The sequence below is a fragment of the Hymenobacter tibetensis genome, assembly GCF_022827545.1.
Taxonomy (GTDB): Bacteria; Bacteroidota; Bacteroidia; order Cytophagales; family Hymenobacteraceae; genus Hymenobacter; species Hymenobacter tibetensis.
This window is the reverse complement of the sequence record NZ_CP094669.1, coordinates 3,410,261-3,436,749: the sequence shown is the minus strand read 5'-3', so window position 1 is coordinate 3,436,749 and position 26,489 is coordinate 3,410,261. Positions and strand designations below refer to the sequence as shown.

At 58.6% G+C, this 26,489-nt stretch carries 8 protein-coding genes; 6 read left to right on the top strand and 2 right to left on the bottom strand.

The features are described 5' to 3' along the window. Positions 1 to 24: 24 nt before the first annotated feature. The 6 genes from MTX78_RS13755 (at position 25) to MTX78_RS13730 (ending at position 20,255) form a co-directional block, all read left to right on the top strand. Entirely contained in the window at positions 25 to 3,210 is a 3,186-nt protein-coding gene (locus tag MTX78_RS13755) for an SBBP repeat-containing protein (RefSeq protein WP_243795187.1), read from the top strand. Between the two features lie 303 nt (positions 3,211 to 3,513). After that, entirely contained in the window at positions 3,514 to 6,732 is a 3,219-nt protein-coding gene (locus MTX78_RS13750; RefSeq protein WP_243795185.1) for an SBBP repeat-containing protein, read from the top strand. 300 nt (positions 6,733 to 7,032) lie between these two features. Beyond that, on the top strand, positions 7,033 to 10,131 hold the full coding sequence (locus MTX78_RS13745) for an SBBP repeat-containing protein (RefSeq protein WP_243795183.1): 3,099 nt from the start codon (positions 7,033 to 7,035) through the stop codon (positions 10,129 to 10,131). Positions 10,132 to 10,497: 366 nt separating this feature from the next. Next, positions 10,498 to 13,656: an SBBP repeat-containing protein gene (locus MTX78_RS13740; protein ID WP_243795176.1), complete on the top strand. Its 3,159-nt coding sequence runs from the start codon at positions 10,498 to 10,500 to the stop codon at positions 13,654 to 13,656. A gap of 103 nt (positions 13,657 to 13,759) precedes the next feature. Next, positions 13,760 to 17,002 carry an SBBP repeat-containing protein gene (locus MTX78_RS13735; protein WP_243795174.1) on the top strand — a complete coding sequence of 1,081 codons (3,243 nt, stop codon included), beginning with the start codon at positions 13,760 to 13,762 and terminating at the stop codon, positions 17,000 to 17,002. 109 nt (positions 17,003 to 17,111) lie between these two features. After that, positions 17,112 to 20,255: an SBBP repeat-containing protein gene (locus MTX78_RS13730; protein WP_243795172.1), complete on the top strand. Its 3,144-nt coding sequence runs from the start codon at positions 17,112 to 17,114 to the stop codon at positions 20,253 to 20,255. Between the two features lie 51 nt (positions 20,256 to 20,306). Here the strand turns inward: MTX78_RS13730 and MTX78_RS13725 are convergent, their stop codons facing one another. Both MTX78_RS13725 and MTX78_RS13720 read right to left on the bottom strand, forming a co-directional pair. Next, positions 20,307 to 23,699, bottom strand: a complete 3,393-nt coding sequence (locus MTX78_RS13725; RefSeq protein WP_243795170.1) for a DEAD/DEAH box helicase — start codon at positions 23,697 to 23,699, stop codon at positions 20,307 to 20,309. 331 nt (positions 23,700 to 24,030) lie between these two features. After that, positions 24,031 to 26,214, bottom strand: a complete 2,184-nt coding sequence (locus MTX78_RS13720) for a M3 family metallopeptidase (protein ID WP_243795169.1) — start codon at positions 26,212 to 26,214, stop codon at positions 24,031 to 24,033. Positions 26,215 to 26,489: the final 275 nt, after the last annotated feature.

Sequence of the window (26,489 nt, the reverse complement as noted above, 5' to 3'; positions counted from 1 at the left end):
TTCCTTTCCTTACCCTCTTATTCTATGAAACAAGCTTTTACAAGTTTGCTGTTGGCAGCGGGCTTCCTGGTTCAATCGTTGGGCGCGCATGCGCAGGCGAGCAGCTCCGCGCCGGTTGGCAAAGCGCCGCGGCCATTTCCAGTGTTGCCTCAGGAACGCACCTTACCCGGGGCTCCCGCTCTGCGCCACGCCCTGCCCACGCTGGGCAAAGCCGCCCCCGCGTCGGCCCGGCCCGGGCGGCCTGCCCAGCGCCTCCTCGCGCCTCCCACTGCCAAGCAAGCCGCGGCCACGCTACAAGACCGCACCCAAGCAGCACTTGCGGGGCCGGTTAGTGAGGCCTGGACCGCCCGCTTCAAAGGCCCAACCTACAGCTACGATGTAGCCACCAGCACCACCTCCGATGCCGCCGGCAACGTGTACGTGACCGGCTACGCCATCAGCGTCCTGTCCATCGACTACGATTACGTAACCACCAAGTACGACCCCAGCGGCTTGGAAGTGTGGGCCGTGCACTACAGCGGCTCTGGCACTAGCGACGATATACCCACGAGCATCGCAGCGGACACCCTGGGCAATGTGTACGTGACCGGCTACTCCCTGGGCCGCAGCACCAACTATGGCTACGCCACGGTAAAATATTCTTCCAGCGGGCAGCAGCTGTGGGCGGCCCGCTACGATGGCGCAGCCAACGGCGACGATATGGCCACCGGCGTGGCCGTAGATGCGGCCGGCAACGTAGTCGTGACGGGTACGTCCTATGGTAGCACCGCTACTTACGACTACCTCACCGTGAAGTACTCGGGCAGCGGGCAGCAGCTCTGGACAGCGCGCTACAGCGGTACCGGTACCGGCAGTGATGAAGTACCCACCGATGTGGCCCTGGATGGGGCTGGCAACGTGCTGGTGACGGGCACGCTCTACAGCAACGGCCAGAGCGACTATGCCACCCTCAAATACTCCAGCACCGGCCAGCAACTCTGGGCGACCCGCTATAACGGCCCCGCCAACGGCTACGACTTAGTGCGCGACCTCGCCGTAGACGCGGCGGGCAACGTGGCCGTAACGGGCACTTCCGACGCGGGCAGTGGCACCGGCTACGACTACGCCACCGTGAAGTATACCGGTGCCACCGGCCAACCCCTCTGGACGGCGCGCCACACCGGGGCCGGCACCAGCTACGACGAAGCCGCCGCCCTCACCACGGATGCCGCCGGCAACGTGATAGTAACCGGCTACGCCGATGCCGGCACCGGCTACGACTACACCACGCTCAAGTACGCCGCCGCCACCGGCCAGCCTCTCTGGACGACGCGCTACAACGGCCCCGCCAACAGCTACGACGAAGCCAAGGATGTAGTGGTGGATGCCAGCAACAACGTGGTGGTAACCGGAGGCTCCTATAACAGCAGCGGCAACACCGACTACGCCACCGTGAAGTACAGCGGTGCGGATGGCCTACAGCTGTGGGTGGCGCGCTACAACGGCCCCACCAACGGCGACGAAGAAGCCGTAAGCCTAGGCCTGGATAAAGCCGGTAACGTAGCCGTGACGGGTACTTCCTTCACCAGCAGCAACGACTTCGATTACGCCACCCTCAAGTACGCTGCCGCCACCGGCGAGCCACTGTGGGAAGGGCGCTACAGCAACTCCCTGGCCAACAGCAACGACGATGCCGCCAAGGACATAGCCGTAGATGCCGCGGGCAACGTGTACATAACCGGCTCCTCGGCCGGTAGCGGCACCCGCTACGATTACTCCACTATCAAGTACTCGCCCAACGGCCAGCAGCTCTGGGAAGCCCGCTACGATGCTCCCGGTGATAGTTTCGACACCGCTATCAGCTTAGCAGTGGATGCCGCCGGCAACGTCTACGTGACGGGTACCAGCAATTCCGACTACGCCACCATCAAGTACTCGCCCAGCGGCCAGCAGCTGTGGGTGGCCCGCTACAATGGTCCCGCCAACAGCATGGACGATCCGAAAGAGGTGGTGGTAGATGCGGCCGGCAACGTGTACGTAACTGGCTACTCCATTGACAGCAGCACCAGCTACGACTACCTCACCATCAAGTACTCCAACACCGGCGAACAGCTCTGGGTAGCCCGCTACAACGGCGCCGGCGCCAGCATCGAGCAGGCTAGCTCGTTGGCCGTAGATGCCGCCGGCAATGTGTACGTGACGGGGGCCTCCTTCGGGCGCTTCGACTACGTGACGGTGAAATACTCGCCCAGCGGCCAGCTCCTCTGGATTGCGCCCTACAGCGGCATCGGCAACGGCAACGGTGCTGGCACCGACGTGGCGGTGGATGCCGCTGGCAACGTGTACGTGACCGGCTACTCCAACGGCGGTAGCAGCAGCCACGACTATGCTACCGTGAAATACTCCGCCAGCGGGCAGCAGCTGTGGGCCAGTCGCTACAACGGCCCCGGCAACCGCGAAGACCAGGCCGCCAAACTAGCCGTAGACCCTTCCACCGGCAACGTGTACGTGACCGGGCGTTCCTACGGCTCCAACAGCTTCACCAGCTCCGACTACGCCACCCTCAAGTACGCTGCCGCCGATGGGACGCAGCTCTGGCTGGCCCGCTACAACGGCCCCGCCAACGGCCCCGACGTAGCCACCGACCTGGCCCTGGACGCCGCCACAGGCAGCGTGTACGTAACCGGTTACTCCGACAACACCCTCGGTAACTTCAGCAACGATTATGCAACACTAGCCTATTCCGCCACCGGCCAGCTCCTCTGGAATGCCCGCTACGACGGCCCCGACAACGGTTCCGACCAAGCCAGCGCCATTGCGCTAGATGCCACCGGCAACGTGTATGTGACCGGCTATTCCTCGGTCAGCGCCAGCTACTCCGACTTCCTCACCATTAAATACACCCAAACTAGTACCACAGCGTTGCAGCCTCTCGCCACGCAGGATGTCTGGGCCGCCGCGAGCCAGCACGTGCAAGACCTATCGGTGTACCCGAACCCCACGGTGGGGCAGGCCTCGGTGAGCTTCCGTCCGGTGCAGGATGGGGCCGCGCAGGTGCTGATCTACAACCAACTGGGGCGGCAGGTGGCCTCGCTCTACAATGGGGTTGTGCACAAGGGCCAGCGCTACACCCTGGCTCTGGATGGCCAGCAATTAGCACCCGGCCTCTACACTTGCTCATTGCTTGTAGATGGGCAGCGCGAAACAGTACGTATGGTCGTTGCGCACTAAGCACACTAGTTCCATCTTTTACAACAAAAGCGCCCCTGAATCGTATTCAGGGGCGCTTTTGTTGTAAAAGTTTATTGAGTTGGTCATGTAATTTTATCTATATCTCCATGTAAATTATTTTATCATTAATTAGCTATTTAATTTAATTATTCATTTATACTTGCATCCAGTTATTGTCTTGAGAAACACCCGCTATAGGAGCCTCAAGACGCCTAAGTACAGAACACTGCATCAGTACCACTTTTATCCTTTTTTCTTATTCGTAGGCCTCCGCCTGCTTTTCGCTCCCTTTCCCTTTTTTGTATGAAACAAGCGTTTACCCGTTTGCTGCCTGTAGCAGCAGGCTTGCTCCTGTATGTGCCTACTGCCCAGGCGCAGAACAGCCAACGCCAAGCTGCCAGTCGAGAGTCGAAGTCACCTCTCACTCAAAGTAGTGAACTGGTGCTGCCAACTGGCGCCCCGGCTTTGCGCCATGCTTTACCGCTGGCTAAAGGAACAGCAGTGAAAAAAAACATTCTTACCAAACATGCCCTTACGCCTACGCTCCCCGCTGAGCGGAAGGGCAACAGCACAAAGGCAGCACTTGCCAGTGGACCTGTTACTGGAGAGTGGGTAGCACGTTACGCTGGAGACGGCAACAGCTATGACGGCGTCACGAGCGTGGTGGCAGATGCGGCTGGTAACACGTACGTGACCGGTTATTCCTTCCAAGGCAACACCTATGATTATGCCACGGTGAAGTATTCGCCTAGTGGTCAGCAACTCTGGACAGCCCGTTATAATGGGGGAAGTTCCGGTGATGATATACCAACCGGTGTAGCTGTAGATGCGGCCGGCAACGTCTATGTGACCGGCTATTCCTATGGCACATCAAGCACCAGTTACAACTACGCCACGGTTAAGTACTCCAGCACGGGGCAGCAACTCTGGGCGACCATTTATACCAGTGAGCCGCGCTTCTCGACCATTAGCAGTGACGACCTAGCTACCAGCCTGGCCGTGGACGCCGCCGGTAATGTTTATGTCACCGGTTCTTCGTTTGGGGCAAATACGGCCTATGATTATGCCACAGTCAAATACTCTAGCTCGGGCCAGCAAGTGTGGGTGAGCCGCTATACGGGCTCCGGGTTCAGCAACGAAAGTGACGTGGCCACCAAACTCGTACTCGATGGCACGGGCAACGTGTATGTGACGGGTACTTCCTACCGCAACAGTGAGAGCGACTACGCCACCGTCAAGTACAACAACAGTGGCCAGCAACTCTGGGTCAGCCGCTATAACGGCCCCGCCAACGGCTACGACTTGGTGCGGGATGTAGCGGTTGACGGGTCAGGCACCGTGTACGTCACGGGCACTTCCGATGCGGGTAGCAGCTACGACTATGCCACGGTACGTTACTCAGCTAACGGCCAGCAACTCTGGGTCGCGCGCTATAACGGGGCAGGTAACACATACGACGAGGCCACGGCCCTGGCCACTGATGGGCAAGGCAATGTGGTTGTAACGGGGTACGCTGACACGGGCAGTGGCTACGACTATACCACCCTCAAATACACGGCCGCTAGTGGCCAACAAGCGTGGGTAGGCCACTACAACGGGCCCGATAATAGCTACGACGAGGCCCGGGATGTGGCCATAGACGCTAACAACAATATTTTTGTGACTGGGCGCTCTTATAATGGTAGTGGCCGGAGCGACTACGCCACGGTTAAGTACGCTGCCAATGGGCAACAGGTGTGGGCCTCACGCTACAGCGGCACCATTGCGGGCGACCAAGCTCCCACCAGCCTCGCCGTAGATGGGTCCGGTAATGTAGCTGTGTCGGGCGCCTCGCCAGCAAACAGCAACCTCGACATCGACTACGCTACTGTTAAATACGCTGGCGCTAGTGGGCAGCAACTGTGGGTGGCGCGCTACACGGGCCCTTCAGCTGCCAACACAAGCAATGAAGCAACAGACCTGGTGGCGGACGCGGCGGGCAACGTATATGTGACGGGGAGCTCCTATAATGGCAGTAACTGGAACTATCTCACCATAAAATATTCGGCCAGCGGGCAGCAGCTGTGGGTAGCCCGATTAGAAGGAAGAAGTGATGCCAGCAATTCAACAAAGATTGCCTTGGATGCCGCTGGAAACGTGTTTGTAACGGGACGTAATACGTACGTTCTGGGAGGAACGAATGACTACACCACCCTCAAGTACGACGGCGCTAGCGGCCAGCAGCTCTGGGTAGCTACCTACGGAACGAGCACCGGCTATATCGGTACGCACCTGCCGACTGATATAGCGGTAGATGCGGCGGGCAACGTGGTGATAACGGGTACCTCCTATGGCGGAGCCAGCACCAGCGACGATTATGCTACGGTCAAGTATAACGGGGCCAGCGGCCAACAGCTGTGGGCTACCCGTTACACGGGACCTGGCAATGGCAATGATGAAGCCAATGCGCTGGCGTTAGACGCAACCGGCAACGTGTACGTGACCGGTGCTATTGACAGTGATGAAGTTGCCACCAACCAGGAGTATGCCACAATAAAATATTCGGCCAGCGGCCAGCAGTTGTGGGAAGCCCGCTACGCCGGCCAGGGCCCTGGCCGGAGCGCTGATGTGGCGAAGGATATAGCCGTAGATGCCGCTGGCGATGTCTACGTAACGGGGGAAACTGAAAACAGCAAGCTCTTTTACAATGAGGATTACGCGACGGTAAAATATGCTGGTGCCAGCGGCCAGCAACTGTGGGTCGCCATCTACAACAGTTCCAACGACCTGAGTGATAGCGCAACCGATCTGGTGGTTGACGCACTAGGCAACGTGTACGTCGCCGGTACTTCTTACAGCGACACGAGCACCGACGCCGATTATACAACTGTTAAATACGCGGCGGCTAGTGGCCAGCAACTCTGGGAAGCGCGTTATGCCGGGATTACCAAAGGGTTTGATCAGCCTTCTGACCTGACCGTAGATGCCGCCGGTGATGTGTATATAACGGGTAATAGCAACGAGGATTACGCGACGGTGAAATATGCTGCCGCCAGTGGCCAGCAACTCTGGGAGGTGCGCTACAATGGACCAAACAGCCTGAATGACGCACCAGCTAGCGTGGCTGTTAATTCAGTGGGTAACGTGTTTGTCACGGGTGCTTCATTTAACAGCGCTTTCTCCAACGCCGACTTTGCTACCATTAAATATGTACAAGCCAGCGGTAGCACTTCTTTAGCTCTAGCAACAGTTCGCGCAACGTCGGTAACTTCCAGCAAGCACGTGCAAGACCTATCGGTGTACCCAAATCCTATGGTTGGACAGGCGTCAGTAAGTTTCCGGCCGGTGCAGGATGGGGCCGCGCAGGTGTTGGTTTACAACCAACAGGGCCGGCAGGTGGCCTCGCTCTACAACGGCACCGTGCACAAAGGCCAGCGCTATACTCTAGCTCTTGACGGTCAGAAGTTAGCACCGGGCTTGTACACCTGCTCGTTGCTGGTGGATGGCAAGCGCGAAACCGTGCGGCTCGTAATCAATAAATAAGTACAGTTAGACTACAGCTTACAGCAAAAGCGCCTCTGAATGCAATTCAGGGGCGCTTTTGCTGTAAAGTCCTGTTGAGATACATGGGTTGCTTTGTATATATTCTACCTGAATTATATTATCATTAATTATTGGTTTATTATGCTTATTTCTTGATACTTACAGCACCATATCTTCCATGAAATTCTCGCTATAGGAGCCCCAAGGCGCCTAAGTACAGAACACCGCATTAGTACCGCTTTTATCTTTTTTCTTATTCGCAAGCAGTTGCCTGTTTTTCGCTCCCTTTCCCTTTTTTGTATGAAACAAGCGTTTACCCGTTTGCTGCCCGTGGCAGCAGGCTTGCTCCTTTGTGTGCCTGCAACCCAGGCGCAGAACAGCCCCTCCCAGGCCGCCAGCCGGGGGCTGAAATTATCCCCTACGCGCAGCAGTAGTGAACTGGTGCTGCCAGCTGGCGCGCCGGCTTTGCGTCATGCCTTGCCGGTAGTGGGCAACAGGCCCGCTAAGCCGCAGGCCAGCCACCATTCGTTAGCCCGCGCTAGTGCCAAGTCAGCCAGCCTAGCCGATGCAACTCCAACCCAAACGCGGGCCAACATCACCGAACCCGTAAGGCAGGCATGGGCCACGGGACCAGATAACTTTACCCTGGTTGATATGGTGGTAGACGACGCCGGCAACACCTATGTAACCGGAACCGGTGGCAACAACTCCGACTACATCACCGAAAAGTATTCGCCCACGGGCCAGCGCGTGTGGCAAAGAATTTACAACGGGTCTCCCGCCACCAGCAGCACCGACACGCCGGTTGCAATGGCCCTGGACGGGTCCGGCAATGTAGTCGTGACGGGTACCTCGTTTATCTCGCCGCCTCCCACCTCTTCGGGTTCGCGCGAAGACTTTGCCACCGTCAAGTATTCGCCGAGCGGGCAATTGCTCTGGACGGCGCGCTACAACGGCGGAAATTACCAAGATATAGCCGCGGACGTGGCCATCGACGGGTTGGGCAACGTGTATGTGACCGGTACGACGAGGCTCACTTTTAACAGCCAGAATTCCGAGGCGGTAACAGTGAAGTATTCGGTGAATGGGACGCAACAATGGACCACTACCACCACCAACAGCAGCGGGTTGACGACTGCCCGCAATGTTGCCGTGAGCGGAGCTAGTGCGAGTGTGTTCGTAACGTCGGGGGGCGCACTCAGGAAATATTCCAGCGAGACCGGTCAGCAGTTGTGGGCGATCTTCGGCGCATTCACCAGCATCTTTATAGGCGCCGATGTGTTTACTACAGGTACCTCCAACAACGATTACGTTACGGCTAGATACAGCGAAGCTACTGGTCAGCAGCTGTGGCAAGCGACGTACGACGGGCCGGGCAATGCAGTGGATGGGGCGGCGAACCTAGTGATGGATGATTACGGCGATGTATTCGTGACCGGTTCTTCCGGCAACGATTTTGCCACGCTCAAGTACAACAAGACCACTGGTCAGCAGCTCTGGGAAGCGCGCTACAATAGCCCAATTGGCGGGAATGATGTCGCCTACGAGCTCGTGCCGGATAGAGCAGGCAACACGTACGTGACGGGTTCGTCTGTGACGGCCAACGGCGACAGAGACTTCAACACGGTCAAGTATTCACCTATAGGCGAGCAGTTATGGCAGATACAGTACAGTGGCCCAAATAACACGAATGACGTAGCCACTGAAATTGCGTTAGATGCCAACGACAACGTGTATGTAGGCGGCGGCCGTACGATCGTGAAGTACGAGCAAAGCACCATACAGGACACGTGGGCAGCGCGCTTCAACGGCGCGGCTAACAGTGACGATCTGGCGGTGGATGTGGCCATCGATAGGGTAGGCAATGCGTACGTAGCGGGCTACTCCTACAATGGCAGCAGCTGGGACTATGTTACCGCCAAGTATTCGGCCATCGGCACGCCGTTGTGGGCCGTCACCTACAACGGGGCGGCCAGCAGTGACGATTTGCCCTCAAGCATCGCTGTGGAAAGGGACGGCACCGTGTACGTGACGGGCACCAGCTACAGTAGCGCCCGTGGGCGCTACGACTACGTGACGCTCAAGTATTCGACCACCGGCCAACTGCTCTGGGAGGCCCATTCCTTTGCTTCCGCCAGCAGCGACGATCTGGCCACGGACGTCGTCATCGGCCCAGATGGCAACCCCGTGGTGACGGGCACCTCCTACAGCGGCAGCCAGAGCGACTACGTGACGCGCAAATACGCCGCGGCCACCGGCACGCAAGTGTGGGCGGCCACCTACAACGGCCCGGCCAACAGCTACGATTTAGTGAAAGATCTGGGCGTCGATAACCAAGGCAACGTGGCCGTAACCGGCACCTCCGATGCCGGTGCTACTAGCGGCTACGACTACGCCACCGTGAAGTACAACGGTATCAATGGCCAGCAGCAGTGGGTGGCGCGCCACGCCGGCGCGGGCAGCAGCTACGACGAGGCCACGGCTCTGACTACCGATGGCCCGGGCTACGTGACCGTGACGGGCTACGCCGATAACGGCAGCGGCTACGACTACACCACGCTCCAGTACACCGCCGCCAACGGCCTGCTTTCGTGGACGGCGCGCTACAACGGCCCTGCCAACAGCTACGACGAGGCCAGTGACATAGCCGCCGACCTAGGCGGCAACATCGTCGTAACTGGTCGGTCGTACAACAGCAGCGGCAACAGCGACTACGCCACGGTTAAGTACGTAAGGGTAACAGGGCAGCAGCTGTGGGCCACGGTGTACAACGGCTCGGCTACCGGCAACGATGAGGCCACGGCCGTGGCCATTGACTACGCCAACAACGTGTACGTAACTGGTTACTCCACCACCCCCGATGGTACCGACGGCTACGCCACGGTGAGGTACTCGGGCAGCGGACAGCAGGAGTGGGAGGAGCGCTACAACGGGCCCGGCAACAGCTACGACGAACCCGCCGCTCTGGTAGTTGACGGCACCGGCAACGCTTACGTGACCGGCTTCTCGGTGGGCGCGGGCACGGGCTATGACTTTGCTACGCTCAAGTATCCCCAGAGCGGTGCCATGGCGGCGCTAGTTGCGGCCTCCCCAAGCGACGCGGCGAGCGTGCTGGCCGTAACACCCGCCAGCAAGAGCGAGCAGGACCTGTCAGTGTACCCTAACCCCGCTGTAGGTGAAACTTCGGTGAGCTTCCGCCCTGCCTCGGACGGCGTGGCGCAAGTGTTAGTCTACAATCAACAGGGCCGGCAAGTGGCCTCGCTCTATACCGGAGCCGTGCACAAAGGCCAGCGCTATACCCTAGCTCTTGATGGCCAGAAGTTAGCGCCGGGTCTCTACACCTGCTCGTTGCTGGTAGATGGCAAGCGCGAAACCGTGCGTCTGGTTATCGGCCACTAAATGAACGGCAACTACTAGGTAGCATTAGTATCTACAAAAAGCCCTCTGGACTAAATCTGGAGGGCTTTTTTGTGCGTGTTAACTAGTGCTACGTGCAGAGGGTGGGGGCCCGGAAGGAGCGGGCGGTACGCACTTGCTGCTGTAAATATTACCTAAATTATATGTAGTATTTTGCATATTATTTTTTGATATTTTACAATAAATCGGATGCTAGTAGAGGCAAGTTATTGGCGTGGCGCAACCACCTAGAATAGCTGACTAGAGGAATGCCCGGATTGAAACTGTCCTTCTGCTTTTATAGTGTGCCTTGTGCCTAAGGCTGGTCTTCCTTTTCATTTCTGTTGTTCTGTTTCTTATCCCCACTCTATGAAACACTCTTTTACGCGTTTGCTGCTAGCAGCAGCAGGGTTGCTTGTTCAAGTGCCAACTGCCCAAGCACAACTCAGTTCAGCCGCATCGGATGTCCAAACGCGGCGGCCACTTCCTGTTCTACCCCATGCGCCAGCCCGGCCTTCTGGCATCCCGGCCTTGCACCCGTCGTTGCTCACTGCCAAAGCCGCGGCTGCGGCCACCAAGGGCGGGCGACTCCCGCAACGCCCTCAAATGGGAGAGCTGCCTCAGCTTGGCGCCTCGGTGCGCAGAACCCAGGAATCAACTTTGAATTTTGAAACGGTAACTGAAACGGGCTTCTTTGAGTATCAAGGACCTGGTAGCCGAAGTGATAGGGCTACAGGCTTGACCGTGGACGCGGCCGGCAATTTTTACGTGGTTGGGATTGGGCTTCGCGCTGGCGACTCACGTAACGATTTCATTACCCTTAAATATTCTCCCAGCGGCCAACTACTTTGGACAGCACGCTATAACACGGCGCCAAATTCAGATACTGGTGGAGCTACTGACGTAGCAGTGGATGCGATGGGCAACGTGTACGTGACGGGCCCCACTCGAGCTACTAGTTCTGCCTCCGACTATGCCACCATCAAGTATTCGGCTAGCGGCCAGCAGCTCTGGGTGGCCGTCTATAATGGGCCAGGCAACAGCACTGATGTACCATCTAAAGTAGTGGTCGATGGATTGGGTGATGTGTATGTAGCGGGCACTACTACCGTCAAGTACTCGCCGAGCGGGCAGCAACTCTGGACGGCAACGGGCGGAGATATAGCGCTGGATGCAGCAAACAACGTGTACCTGACGGGAAACGGCGTCAGCAAATACACGGCTAGCGGGCAATTAATTTGGGCTACACCTGGCCCGGGCGGCGCAGTGGACCTGGATGCGGCCGGCAATGCGTACGTGACGGGCAGCGTGGATAGTGGCAACAACAATCTTGATTATGTGGCGCGCAAGTACAATGGAGCCACGGGCCAGCGAGTATGGGAGGCCCGCTACAACAGCTCCGGCAATGGCCGCGACGAAATGGTAGACGCGGCCGTGGATGCGGCCGGCAACGTGTACATCACGGGTACCACCACTAATGGTAACAGTTCCGGCACCCGTTATGCCACTGTTAAATTTTCAACCGCTGGCCAGCAGCTTTGGGAAGCTATCTACCTCAGCGTATACCCTGATTCCCCGGCTCCTGCCGGTGTTTTCTTTGACGTAGCTCGGCGCCTGGTACTGGATGCGACTGGCAACGTGTACGTGAGCGGTGATTCACAGCCTCTGCTCAGCATTCCGACCGACTACCTCACCGTGAAGTATAACGGGGCCACCGGGCAGCAGGTGTGGGACATCCGCTACGACAGGGTTACGGTCCGTCGTAATATGGACGAGGTGGCGGACCTCGCCGTTGATGCAACGGGCAACGTATATGTAACGGGAACGACCTCTTTCAGCGGCGTCTTCACCCGCAGTTTCTCCACCGTCAAGTACACCCAATCTGAGTTACGGCAGCTATGGGAAGCGCGCTTCACCGGCCCCGGCACCAGTACGGAGGGGGCTGAAGACGTGGTTACGGATACGTCTGGCAACGTGTATGTAACCGGCTACGCCTACAATGGGCGCAACTACGATTATGCCACGGTGAAGTATACTCCTACCGGCCAACAACTGTGGGAGGCCCGCTACAACGGGCCCGCCGACGGCGAAGACCTGCCCACCAACGTGGTAGTGGATTCCGCAGGCAACGTGTACGTAAGTGGCACTTCGCATGGCCTAGCCAAGAGCGATTATGCTACCATCAAGTATTCGCCTACCGGCCAGCAAATATGGCAAGCGCACTACAGCGGTCCAGTTAACGGCTACAACCTAGCGACTAAGGTAGAGGTAGGCAGGAGAGGCACCGTGTACGTGACCGGCTCGTCTGATAACGGTAGCACTACTAGTTATGATTACGCCACAGTCAAATACAACGCAGCCACCGGCCAGCAACTATGGCAGGCCACCTACAACGGGCCCACCAACAGCTTCGATCTGGCCGCTGACTTGGTGGTGGATGAGGTAGGAGATGTATACGTGACCGGCACCACTTACTCAAGTAGCAGCAGTGACTGCGCTACGGTCAAGTACGCTAGTACCAGTGGGCAGCCAGTGTGGGAAAGCATCTACAACGGCCCCAACAACGGGTATGACGAGGCCACGAAACTAGTTCTCATTGGTTCGCCAAGCCGTGTCGTCGTGGCGGGTACCTCCGAGGGGGAGAGCACCGGCTCCGACTTTACCACGGTTCTGTACGAGACGTTTGGCGGCTCGCAAGCCTGGGCAAACCAGTATAACGACCCTGCTAATGGAGACGATATACTGGCAGACCTAGCTGTTACCAGCCAGGGCGACATCGTGGTAGCCGGTACCTCATACGGGGGCTCCAGTGCCGACTATAGCACCGTGCGTTACAATCGGGAGGGCCAACGTATCTGGGCGAGCCGCTATGATGGTCCCGCCAACAGCTACGACGAAGCTACCGCGCTAGCCCTCGACGCGGCAGGTAATTCTTATGTCACGGGCTTGTCGTACAACACCGATGGCACCAGCGACTTTGCCACGGTTCGGTATGCGCCCGGTCCCAGCCCGAACACTACCACCGGCCGGCTACAGTGGGTTGCCCACTACAACGGCTCCGGCAACAGCTACGACGAGCCGGCGGCAATAACTGTAGATGCAGCCAACCGTGTACACGTGACGGGCTTTTCATTGGGCAGCAGCACAGGCTATGATTTTGCCACCCTGACCTATGGCTTCGTCAACCTCTTTGCCAAGCCGCTGGCTTCGGCACCTCAAGCTCAAGCCAGCACTCCGCTAGCCGTGGGACCGGTAGCCAGCAAGCATGTGCAGGGCCTGTCGGTGTATCCTAATCCTGCGGCGGGGCAGGCCTCAGTGAGCTTCCGGCCGGTGCAGGACGGCGCGGCGCAGGTGCTGGTCTACAACCAGCTAGGCCGGCAAGTAGCCTCACTCTATCACGGGGCCGTGCGCAAAGGTCAGCGCTACACCCTGGTCCTGGACGGGCAGCAGTTAGCGCCGGGCTTGTACACTTGCTCGGTGCTTGTGAATGACCAGCGCGAAACCGTAAGGCTCCAAATCAACCATTAAGATGCCACTACGTGACGTGGCATGCTCTAAGGTTGCACTGTTCAGGCTCTTCTCGGACATAGGCTACTTGCAAACTTCCTTCCCCACTTTTAGCTATTTTACTATGAGACGTGCTTATACGCGTTTGCTGCTTTTAGCAGCAGGGTTACTTGTTCAAGTGTCCGCAGTTCGGGCGCAGGCCGTGCCAACTCACCAAGCGCAGCAGCCCATGCCTGCGTTGCCGCAAGAGCCGTCACCGTTCAAAGAATTGGCTGTCCGCCGCGCCTCAGCCGGCAACACACCCGCCGGGCTGATCCAGCGGCATCCGGTTGCCCGCCCCGGGGCAATGCAAGCCACCCGGGCTGAAGAAGCCCGCGACCAAGCCCGCACCACAGAAACGGTGCGCGAAGCGTGGGTGGCTCGCTACCACGCCCCGGGTAGTGACAATAATACGTTCAAGGACATGGCCGTGGACGCCGCGGGTAACGTGTACGTAACCGGCAACTCCGGCGCCTACGCCGACTACGTGACCGTGAAGTACTCGCCCAGTGGACAGCAGCTATGGACAGTGCGCTACAATGCAACCGTTGGGATGAGCACCCCAAACAGCAACAACCAAGCTACTGCTATTGCGCTAGATGCGGCCGGCAATGTGTACGTAACCGGTACGTCAATTATATACGGTCCAGGTGACTTGGGCGGCCGGAATTACGATTATGCCACCGTCAAGTACTCGCCGAGCGGGCAGCAGCTCTGGGTGGCCCGCTACAGCGGTTTGGGCGACGGAAGAGGAGCCCTGGATGCGCCGGCTGGCTTGGCGGTGGATGCGGCCGGCAACGTGGTTGTGGCCGGCACGTCCACCTTTAGCCCTCCCAACGAACCACGCACGTTTTTCCGCAACTATGCCACCGTCAAGTACGATGGCGCCACGGGCCAGCAGCTTTGGTCGACGCTGGACTCAGTGGCCGGCCGCAACAGCGACTCGGCCACCGACTTGGCCCTGGATGCCGCTGGCGACGTGTACGTGACGGGTACGAGCGGAGCTTCCGGCGTACGTTATTTCACTTGCCGGTACGCCAGTGCAACCGGAACCCAAGTGTGGGCCAGCTTCTATGGTGGTCCGGTTAACAACAGCACGGCCACTCATATTGCCGTGGACGCGGGCAGCAACGTGTATGTGACGGGTATTTCCTCGGGCTCGAACAACCCTGACTACGCCACCGTCAAGTACGCGCCGAGCGGGCAGCAGCTCTGGGTGGCCACCTACAACGGGCCCAGCAATAACTCAGACTTGCCCACAGGCCTGGCCGTAGATGCAGCCGGTAGTGTATACGTAACTGGTTACTCTGGTACCAGCGTTAGCCAGGTGTACAATGCAGCCACGCTCAAGTACTCGGCCAGCGGCCAGCAACTCTGGGAAGCGCGCTACAACAAAGCGGGTAGTACCTACGACCAAGCCAACGATTTAGCCCTAGACGGCGCCGGCAACGTGTACGTGACCGGCTATTCCTTTAGCAACGGCCAGAGCGACTATGCCTCCCTCAAATACAATGGCGCTACAGGGCAGCAGCTCTGGGAAGCCAGCTACAACGGCCCTAGCGGCAACAATGACTACGCCTCTAGAATAGCGCTGGACGCGGTGGGCAACGTGTACGTAGCAGGAAGCTCTTATAACACATCCCAGCAAAGTAATTCCGATTACGCCATTGTCAAGTATGAGCCCAGCAACCTGCCTCCGCTTTGGGAAGCGCGCTTCACGGGCACTGGCACCAGCGACGAGGTGGCCTCCGACGTGGTAACCGACGCGGCCGGCAACGTGTACGTGACGGGCTATGCCTACAACGGGCGCAACTACGACTATGCCACCGTCAAGTACTCGGCCGCCGGCCAGCAACTATGGAAGGCCACCTACAACGGGCCCGCCAATGGCGACGAAATTCCTACCGCCCTGGCCGTGGACGCGGCCGGCAATGTAGTCGTGACGGGCTATTCCTTGGGCAATGGCAGCCGCTATGACTACATTACCGTCAAGTACTCACCGAGCGGCCAAGAGCTGTGGAGTGCCCGCTACAGCGGTTTGGGCCAAGGAAACAAGTATGCCTTTGCGCTGGCCGTAGACGCTGCCGGCAACGTGTTCGTGACCGGGGAAGCCGCGGGCATTGACGCCAGTCCCCGGGGCAGCATCGAATACCTGACGCTGAAGTACTCGGCCAGTGGGCAGCAAGTATGGGCTCAACGCTATAGCGGCTATCCTTATTCTACTAGTGGGGCCACCGCCATAACTGTAGATGCCGCGGGCAATGCCTATGTAACGGGGTATAGTTTCTACCAATCGAGTTTAGACTACGCCACCGTGAAGTACTCGGCCAGCGGCCAGCAGCTCTGGGTGGCTCGCTATGACGGCCTCAGTCCGAGCTCTTCCCGCAAAGAGGACATCGCTACGGCCCTGGCCGTAGACGCGGCGGGTAATGTGTATGTAACGGGTAGCTCAGAAAGTGAGAGTGATGCAAGCAAGTATGACTACGCCACGCTCAAGTACTCACCCAGTGGTGAGCAGCTCTGGGTGGCCCGCTACAACGGGCCTGGTAACAGTTATGACCTGTCGACCGACTTAGCACTGGACGCGGCCGGCAACGCGTATGTGAGCGGCACTTCCTACACGGGCAGCGGTTGGGACTACATGACGCTCAAGTATTCGGCCAGCGGCCAGCAACTCTGGGAAGCCCGCTACGACGGCCCCGACAGCAGCTACGATGAGGCGGCCGCTCTGGCTCTGGATGCGGCGGGCAACGCCTATGTAACCGGCTTATCCTATAACAGCGACGGTACCTCTGACTACGCGACAGTGAAGTATGCGGCAGCCAGCGGGCGGCAGCTCTGGCAGGCCCGCTACAACGGCTCCGGCAACAGCTACGACGAGCCGGCGGCAATAGCCGTGGACGCATCCAACCATGTGTACGTAACGGGCTTCTCGTTAGGCGGCAGCACAGGGTACGATTTTGCCACCCTCAAGTATGGTTCAGTCGGCCTTTCCACACGGCCAATGGCCTTGGCCGCGACACCCCCAACTAGTGCTCCACTGGTCGTGGCCACCGCGCGCAAGCGCGCGCAAGACTTATCAGTGTACCCTAACCCCACGGTTGGGGCCGCCTCGGTGAGCTTCCGTCCGGTGCAGGATGGGGCCGCGCAGGTGCTGGTCTACAACCAGCTGGGCCGGCAGGTGACGTCCCTGTATGAGGGTGTCGTACACAAGGGCCAGCGGTATACGCTGGCTCTGGATGGTCAGCACTTGGCTCCGGGCCTCTACACCTGCTCGTTGCTTGTGAATGGGCAGCGCGAAACCGTGCGTCTAGTTGTTGCGCATTAGGTTACAACTACGTGACGTAGTGTGATATCCCGTTGGATTATACTATTCAGGACCTGCTCCGATACAAGGTGCTTGTACACTTCCTTTCCTCCTTCCAACCTTATTTACTATGAGACATGCTTCCACCCGTATGCTGCCGCTGGCAGCTGTCTGGCTCCTCTGTGGGCTAACCGCTCAGGCCCAAATTGATTCGCCGCTGTCGGCTGGCAGGATGCAAAAGCCGGTGCCTGCTCTGCTACCGCAGGTTACAGTGCCAAAGGGAGCGGTGCCTTTGCGCCAACCCTTACCTGCCCTTGGCGGCATGTCGGCTAAGCAATTGGCCCAGCAACGCGCTCTGCTGGGTACTTCCCTCAAACCGGCCGACCTGGCGCATGCAGTTCGTGCGCAGGGTGTGGCTTCGGGCCCGGTAAGTGAGCAGTGGGTAGCCCGCTACAATGCACCCGAAACAAGCTTCGACGTGGCCACCAGCACGGCCGTGGACCCTGCCGGCAATGTGTATGTTACTGGCTACTCGTTTGAAGAATATACCTCCCTCGAAGCATCGCCCGGCGACTACAACTACGTCACGGTGAAATATTCACCTAGTGGTCAACAGCAATGGGTAGCTAGTTTTAACGGCCCTGGTAGCCAAGACGATATAGCCACCGACATAGCCGTGGATGCCAGTGGCAATGTGTACGTGACCGGCTATTCAGTGGAGAACTTCGGCACTTATGACTACACCACCATCAAGTACTCGGCCGCTGGCCAGCAACTGTGGACGGCCCGCTATAACGGCCCCGCCAACCGAGACGATCTGGCCACCAGCCTGGCCGTGGACGCCGCCGGCAATGTGTACGTAACCGGGACTTCCTACAATGGCCCCACCACCAGCTACGACTACGCGACGGTGAAATATTCGGAGAGTGGCACTCAGCTTTGGGCAACGCGCTACACTGGTAGCGGAACCAGCGACGAGGTGCCCACCACCTTAGGCGTTGATGGCGCCGGCGACGTGTACGTAACGGGCACTGCCTACAACGGCAACCAGAGCAATTATACTACCCTCAAGTACGCCGGCAGCAGTGGCGCCCAGGTATGGGAGGCGGCCTACAACGGCCCCGCCAACAGCTACGACTTGGTGCGCGACCTGGCCGTGGATGCGGCTGGCAACGTAGCCATAACGGGTACCTCCGACAGCGGCACCAGCTACGACTATGCCACCGTGCGCTACACCAGCAGCGGCCAGCAACTCTGGACTGCCCGCTACAATGGCAACGGCAATAGCTACGACGAAGCCACGGCTGTCGTAGTAGATAACGTCGGCAACGTGACCGTTACGGGCTACGCGGATACCGGAAACGGCGACTGGAACTACATGACTATCCAGTACATCGGGACCACCGGACAGACACGGTGGGGAAACAGTTATGCTGGGCCTGATAGAAGTTACGACGAAGCTACTGACCTCGCCGTAGATGCAAACCGCAACGTGTATGTAACCGGGCGCTCGTATCAAGGCAGCCAGTGCGACTACGTTACCGTGCGGTATATAGAGCAATTCGTGGGTCGCTCCACCTGGGTTAGTCGCTACAGTGGCCCCGCCAACGGTGACGACGAACCAACCAGCATCGCCGTGACCGGAAACGGCGGGGTGGCAGTCACGGGTACTTCGTTTGCCGGCCCCAACAACTTCGACTATGCCACCCTTCAGTACGACCAAAGCAGCGGTGAACAGCTGTGGGCCACTCGTTATGAAGGCACCCGGCTTGGCGGTATTCCCAGCCAGGCCACGGACATGGCCGTGGATCCGGCCGGCAACGTAGCCGTGACGGGCCGCTCCCGCAACGTTCGGGGCATCCTCGTCTATGCCACTGTCAAGTACACGGCTAGCGGGCAAAAGCTCTGGGAGGCACGCCTTCCGATTGCACTAACTCTCGAGAGTAACCCGGTGGTGGACATGGATGCGGCCGGCAATGTGTACATGGCCGGCACCAATAACAACGAGTACTATACTATTAAATACGACGGTGCCAGTGGAAAAGTAATTTGGAGCAGACGCTACTTCGGAAGTACCCTGAACCGCGGAAACGAGGTGAAAGACTTGGTGGTCGATGCGGTCGGCAACGCGTACGTCACGGGTGCTTCGGTCATGGGCCTTTCTACTCGCTACGATTACACGACCATCAAATATTCTCCCAGCGGCGAGCAGCTTTGGCGCAGACAGTATTTTGGTCAGGGGGTCAGTAGCAACGAGGTGCCTTCTCGCATAACGCTGGATGCCGCTGGCAATGTGTACGTAACCGGAACTTCTTCGGCGCCACCACCGAACGACTTTATCATGGTCACCATCAAGTACTCGGCTGGTGGCGAGGAACTGTGGGAGGCGCGATACAACGACCCCGTGCGCCAAGAAAACCCCACCGACATAGCCGTAGATGCAACGGGCAACGTGTACGTGACGGGTACGAACACGCTCAAGTATTCGCCCGGCGGTCAACTCCTCTGGACCGCCCAATACTTCGCCGACGGCGCCGCCATAGCGGCCGATGCGGCCGGCAACGTGTTGGTGACTGGCACGGGCTTCCTCAATGGTAGTAGTAACCAGCGCGTGTGGGTGACGGCCAAGTGTGATGGGGCTACCGGCCAGCAGCTCTGGCAGGTCATCAACGGAGCTGGCAATAGCACCGATCAGGCCGTTGATCTGGCTACGGATGGTGCCGGCAACGCCTACGTAACGGGCATTTCCGTTGCCGGTAGCATCAACTACAACACCATCAAGTACGCCGGGGCCAGCGGCCAGGTCCTGTGGGAAACGCGCGACAACAGTCCCAGCATCACCAACAACAGGCCGGTTGGTATAGTAGTGGATGCTACTGGCAATGTCTACGTGGGCGGCACCGCCTTCACCACTAGCTCCGACCCCGACTACCTCATCATCAAATACAATCAGCTTAGCGCCCCGGCTGCTATTTTAACTACTCGCCCAGCTTTGGCTGCCACTAGCGCTGCTGTGCAGGACCTGTTGGTGTACCCTAACCCAGCTGCCGACCAAGCCTCGGTGAGTTTCCGGCCAGTGCAGAATGGGGCCGCGCAGGTGCTGGTCTACAACCAACTGGGCCAACAGGTAGCCAGCTTGTACGAGGGCACCGTGCGCAAAGGTCAGCGGTATGAGCTGCCGCTCAACAGCCAGAAGCTAACCGCGGGCTTGTACACGTGCGTGCTACGAGTCAACAACAAGCGCGAAACGGTGAAGTTGCTCGTCACGCGCTAAGCGTAGGCAACTAGCTAGCGCACGTTGCAATTACTCTGCAACGTGCGCTAGCTAATTGAATAAATCCAGCAACTCTTGTTGAGTTAGCGCCTTGATAAAGCCGGCGTCGGTCTTGATAAGGCCGTCGGCTAGTTCGCGCTTCATTTCCTGGAGCTTCATAATTTTTTCTTCGATGGTGTCGGGGCAGATGAGGCGCACGGCTACCACGGCTTTGTCTTGGCCGATGCGGTGGCTGCGGTCAATGGCCTGGTTTTCCACGGCCGGGTTCCACCACGGGTCCACGAGGTACACGTAGTCGGCTTCGGTGAGGTTCAAGCCGGTGCCGCCCGCTTTTAGGCTTACTAGAAACACGCGCACAGCCTCGTTTTGCTGGAAGTTGTTGACGGTGGCAGCGCGGTTTCTGGTTTGGCCGGTTAGGTACTCGAAGGCTATGCCATGCGTTTGTAACTCTTGCTTGATGAGGTCGAGCATGGTCACGAACTGCGAGAAAACCAGGATTTTGTGCTGCGGAGCCTTGCTGCGGATTTCTTCCATTAGAGCATCCAGCTTGGCGGACTGGTGGCCGTAGCTGGCTTCGTCGGGCAGTAGGGCGGGGGAGTTGCAGATCTGGCGCAGCTTGGTGAGGCCTTGCAAGATGTGCATGCTGCTTTTGGGTAGGTTTTCCTCGTGAATGCCCATCAGCAGGTCGTGGTACTCTTTTTTGCAGGCTTCATAGATACGCCGCTGCTCGTCGGCCATTTCGCAGTAGAGCACCATCTCGGTTTTGTCGGGTAGCTCGCGGGCCACTTGGGCCTTAGTGCGGCGCAGCACGAAAGGGCTGATTTTGCGTTGCAGCGCCCGCGCCTTCTTGTCGTCCTTGAACTTGTCGATGGGGCTCCCATAGATGTCGTTGAAGTGCTGCTTGCTGCCGAGTAAGCCAGGGCAGGCAAAAGAAAGCTGCCCGTACAAATCGAAGGTATTGTTCTCTACGGGCGTACCCGTAAGCACCACCCGGTTACGGGCTTGCAGCAAACAAGCCGCCTTGTAGCGCTGCGACTCCGGGTTCTTGATGGCCTGCGACTCGTCCAGAAACACGTAGTTGAAGCAGTATTCCTTGAGCTGCCGAACGTCGGAAACCATGGTGTTGTAGGTGGTCAGCACAATGTCAAAGGCCTCAAACTCCTTGGGGGTGAGGCTGCGGGCGGTGCCGTGCAGCACGTGTACGCGCAACGCCGGTGCAAACTTCTTCACCTCGGCCTGCCAGTTGAACACCAGCGAAGTAGGGACAACCACCAAGTTGGCGGCCGTGCGGCCTTTGGCGCGTTGGAGTAGGATGAAGGCCAATACTTGCAAGGTTTTGCCGAGGCCCATATCATCGGCGAGGCAGCCACCGAAGTTGAACGTATCCAGGAAGTTCAGCCAGTTGAGGCCCTGCCGCTGGTACTCACGCATGGTGGCCTGCAAGCCGGGCGGCACCGCCACGGGCTCGATGGCGGCCAAGTCAACTACTGCGTGTTGGTAGGTGGCTAGCTGCGCTTGCGCTTCGGCGGCTAGAGCTTCGGGGTCGTAGAGTTCCTGAATGGCCGAGAAATTGATGCTGGGCGTTCGGAGTTGGTCATCCACGACGTGGCCGGCGGCGAAGTAGCGCGCAAACTTTTCCACCCATTCTTTGGGCAGGATGCCGCGGGTGCCGTCGTCGAGGCGCACATAGTGGCTTTTATTGCGGACGGCTTGATGCAGTTGCTTGAGGGTGGCTTTTTGCTTGCCGAAGCGGACCCGGAGCTGGGTGTCAAACCAGTTGGTTTCGCCGGTTACGCGCACCGAGATGCGCGCCCGGTTCGGGTTGAGGTCGTTTTTCTTGAGCTGGTTGAAGCCGAGGATGCTGATCTGCTGATTTTGCCAGTCCTCGAAAGCTGTCAGAAACCATTCTTCCTCCAAAAACAGTGCCTTGGGTACATACAAGGAGCTGTACTGCATCTGCTCCTGAAACTCGGGGTAGTGGCGCAGCAGGGCCGCGGCGAAGCGCTGTTCCTGCACCTCGTCACGCTCCAGCGCAAACGGGTTGCCTAGCTCATCCACCCCGAATAGCTGCTTGCGCGATAGAATAGAAACCTCCATCGTGCCGTAGCGCATCACGGGCAGCACCTCTACATGCGCGCCAGCATCGGTGAGGTAGAGCAGCTTCTCGGGCGCCTCTAGAAAGCCGCTGGACAGGAGCTGTTGGGGCGTGGCAGGGCGGGCGTAGGAGTAGGTGATGCGCAGCCGGTCTTCCAGGTTGGCCAGCACGTCCAACTGAAACTCCGCAAACTTGCTTTGGTGGACAAGCAGGGTGTTGTTGCGCTTCTTGAAAAACTCGATAACCCGCCAAATGTCCGGGTCTTCCACCAGGTACAACACCTCCTGCACCACCACAAAATAGTCGTAGCGTACCGCCAGCGTTTTCAGGTCCACCGGCTGCTTATCGAGTTGCAGCACCCCCGTTACCTCGTAAAATTCCCCCTTCAGATGCACGGATAAGCGTAAGTCGGCCGGAGCCGTGCGCAGCCGCAGCCGCGTGAGCGAAGGTGCCGTCAGCTTCTCCGATACGGTAGGGTTGTGGCCGAAAATGGGCAGGCTGATGGGGTTGTGCAACACCGCCCGTAGCGCCTCCACGGCCACCGTGGAGCGGGAGTCGTCGTAGTTGTTTTGGAAGCGGGCCAGGCCGGTGTAAAACTTCAATTCTGCCGCATCATCAGTTTTCCAGCTAGCATCCAAGGGGTTGAGGACTGCTACCGGATTCTTGACTTTGCCAGCCGGCGTAAACGGCGCTTCCGCCAGCTGAATGGTTAGGTGGCCGTAGTACTTGTGTTTGCCAAACACCACAAAGCGTCGTGTTTCATCGGGCGTAGGCAGCACGTTATGGCGCTGCGGCAACAGCTGCCCCACCAGTTCCTGCTTGGTCGCCGCCGTGACGGGGTAGAGCCCGGCGTGCCGCGGGCTTACCACCACCGAGGGCCGCACGTAGGTTAGCTGAAAATGCTCGTCCAAGTCGGGCGCGTGCTCCAGACCGTAGTCGCGGGCGGTGGCTTGCAGCAGCGTGCGGCGCTGTGCCGGGTCGAAGAACACCCGGAACTCTTTGCGGCGCATCACGCTAAGCAGCACTTGCGCTTGGTGCTCGCACAAGGTGGTTTTTTCCGTGAGGCAGGCACAGGAAAGTAGTACTCCCTGCGCCTGCTGCTCTACAATCACCGAAGGAAATCGTGACAGGCCGGGAGCGGGTGCCGAGCTGGTAAACGAACCGAAATCCAGCGTTAGACTTTCCGGCTGAACGGCCGTCAGGGCGTAAGAGTCGGTAACGAATAGCGGTGGGTAGTGCCGGGCCACAGCAGCGTCGGTGAGCGTGGAAACCGTAGCAGCCGCCAGAAAATACTGGTGTGGATGCGGGGTGCCGTTGGGTAAAGGCGGTGTTTCCGTGGGCTTCGACATAAATAGAAGTTGCAGCCCCGCAAGGTAGGTAACTATCCTGATTAGCTAGCTTCCTGAATTTAGCTAATCAGGATAGTTGGCAACTATGCTTCGAGAAAGCGCAAAAGAGCAGTGAGGCCACAGAGGCTGCATGGTGGTTCAAGGCTTTATTCCCCATGCATTAAGGTTGGCAGAATAAAGAGTCCTTTGGAAAGTCGCCAGTGCGTAATTGTAGGAGAACGTCATGCTTCGGCTCCGCCTCTACATGACGTTCTCCTACAATTACGCTTGACGCAAAAAGAAAGCCCCAATAATGGGGCTTTCCTGAAGCTATAACGAAAGACAAACTCTGCTACTTGCGCTTTGCTTGCTGCCTCGGCAGTACGTCAACTGGCCTACCCGGACCTTGCTTACTGCCAGCTTTTGCGCCTTTCATCGGGAAGCCACGCTCCCGCATGAGGGCATCAATTTTCGGGTCGCGGCCGCGGAAGCTGCGGTAAGCGTCGGCGGGGTCCACAGTATTGCCGACCGAGAAGATGTACTTGGTTAGGCGCTGGCCGACGGCTTTGTCGTAGGGGCCGCCGGCTTCGGTGAAGGCACCATACGCATCGGAGGCCAGCACCACCGACCACAGGTAGCTGTAGTAGCCAGCCGAGTAGCCATCGGACGAGAAAACGTGCGAGAACTGCGGTGTGCGGTGGCGCATCACAATCTCGCTCGGCATGCCCAACTGCGCCAGGGTTTCGCGCTCGAACTTGTCGGCGTCAATCTTCTGGTCGCCGGCCAAGTGCAGTTTCATGTCGATGAGGGCACTGGCCAAGAACTCGGTGGTCTCGAAGCCCTGGTTGAAGGTGGAAGCCTTTTCGATACGGTCGACGAGGGCCTGCGGAATGGGCTTGCCGGTTTGGTAGTGCAAGGCAAAGCGCTGCAACACCTGCGGCGTGGGCAGCCAGTTTTCCAGCACCTGCGACGGAAACTCTACGTAATCGCGCACCACGCTGGTGCCCGAGAGGGTGGGGTAGGTCACGTTCGACGACAAGCCGTGCAGGGCGTGACCGAACTCGTGAAACAGGGTGGTGGCGTCGGTCCAGGAAATGAGGGTGGGGGCGCCGTCCTTGCCTTTCACGAAATTGGAGTTATTGGACACAATAGTCGCGACTTCCTTGCCGCCCATACGCTCTTGCTTGCGGTAGGCATTCATCCAAGCACCCGAGCGTTTGCCGGGCCGCGCGTAGGGGTCGAAGTACCACAGACCCACGTGCTTGCCGCTGGTTTTGTCTTTCACTTCCCACACCTTCACGTCGGGGTGGTACACGGGCACATCGGTAACGGGGCTGAAGGTGAAGTTGAACAGTTCGCCGGCCACCCAGAACATGCCTTCCCGCATTTTGTCGAGCTGCAAATACTGCTGTACTTCGTTTTGGTCGAGGTCGTAGCGGGCTTTGCGCACTTTCTCGGCGTAGTAGCGGTAGTCCCAGGGCTCGATTTTGAAGTCGGCGGGGGCGCCTTCCTTTTTGGCAAGGGCCTGCATGTCAGCCACTTCCTCTTTCACGCGGGCCACGGCCGGCGCCCACACCTGCTCCATGAGCTGCATGGCGGCTTCGGGCGTTTTGGCCATGGTGTTGTCGAGGCGTAGGTGGGCGTGGGTTTTGTAGCCCAGAAGCTTGGCCCGCTCGGCGCGTAATTGCAGAATCTCGGTAATCAGGGCGTTGTTGTCGTGGGCGCCGCCATTGTCGCCGCGGTTGTAGAACATGCGCCAGGCCTTTTCGCGCAACTTGCGCTGGTCGGAATAGGTCAGGAACGGTTCGACGCTGGAGCGAGTGTTGGTGATGACGCCGGGCGCCGTAATCTTGCGGGTGGTAGCCGCGCTGGCCGCATCATCACGCAGGCCAGCCGACAAGCCGCCGAGGTCGGCGGGCGTTTTCAGCACCAGCACCGAGTCAGTTTCGTCGGCTAGCACGTTCTGGCTGAATTTGGTGAACAGGCCCGCCAGCTGCTGGTTGATGGCCGACAGGCGCTTTTTGGCGGTGGCATCGAGCTTGGCCCCGGCCCGCACGAAGGCGTTGTAGCGCACGTAGGTAAGGCGCTGCTGCTCGGGCGTCAGCTTCTGCTTGTCGGGTGAGTTGTACACCGTTTCGATGCGCTTGAACAGCGCCGTATTCTGCGTTATCTGGTCACCGAAAGCAGCCATGCGCGGGGCCATTTCGCGCTGAATAGCCTGCATTTCCGGGCTGCTCAAGGAGCCCGACCAAATGCCATATACCGTTTGTACTTGCTCCAGCGTGTTGCCGGCCCGCTCTAGAGCCGCAATGGTATTCTCGAACGTAGCGGGCTGCGGGTTGCTGGCAATGGCTTGGATTTCCTTCAGGTTCTCAGCCATTGCCGCTTCCAATGCCGGCTTGAATTGGTTAGCCTGCATTTTATCGAAGGCCGGAAAGCCGCCATACGGGCCAGTCCAGGAGGCTAGGAGAGGGTTAGCAGGGGTGGCTATGGTGGTGCCAGGGGCCGCTTGGGCCAGGCTAGACGTTGGGTTCACGTAGGCAACTAAACTAAAGGCGAACAACGCATGAGTAAACAGCCGTCCACCTGGAAAAGTACTAGAGTCAAACATGGGTAAGGAACAGAGTGTGGCAATGGTGCAGGCATGAAAGTACTACCTAAGCCCGATTCGCTCCCGCAGGTTCCACTTGGGGCGACTGACCTGAGTTGTTGCGTAGGCATTTAGCGCTTCCGAAGCTAACCGAAAATAGGAGCAGCCAAGGGCGTGTCAACAGGGCATTACGCGCTGAGCGCAGTTCCAGCATCTCGCCC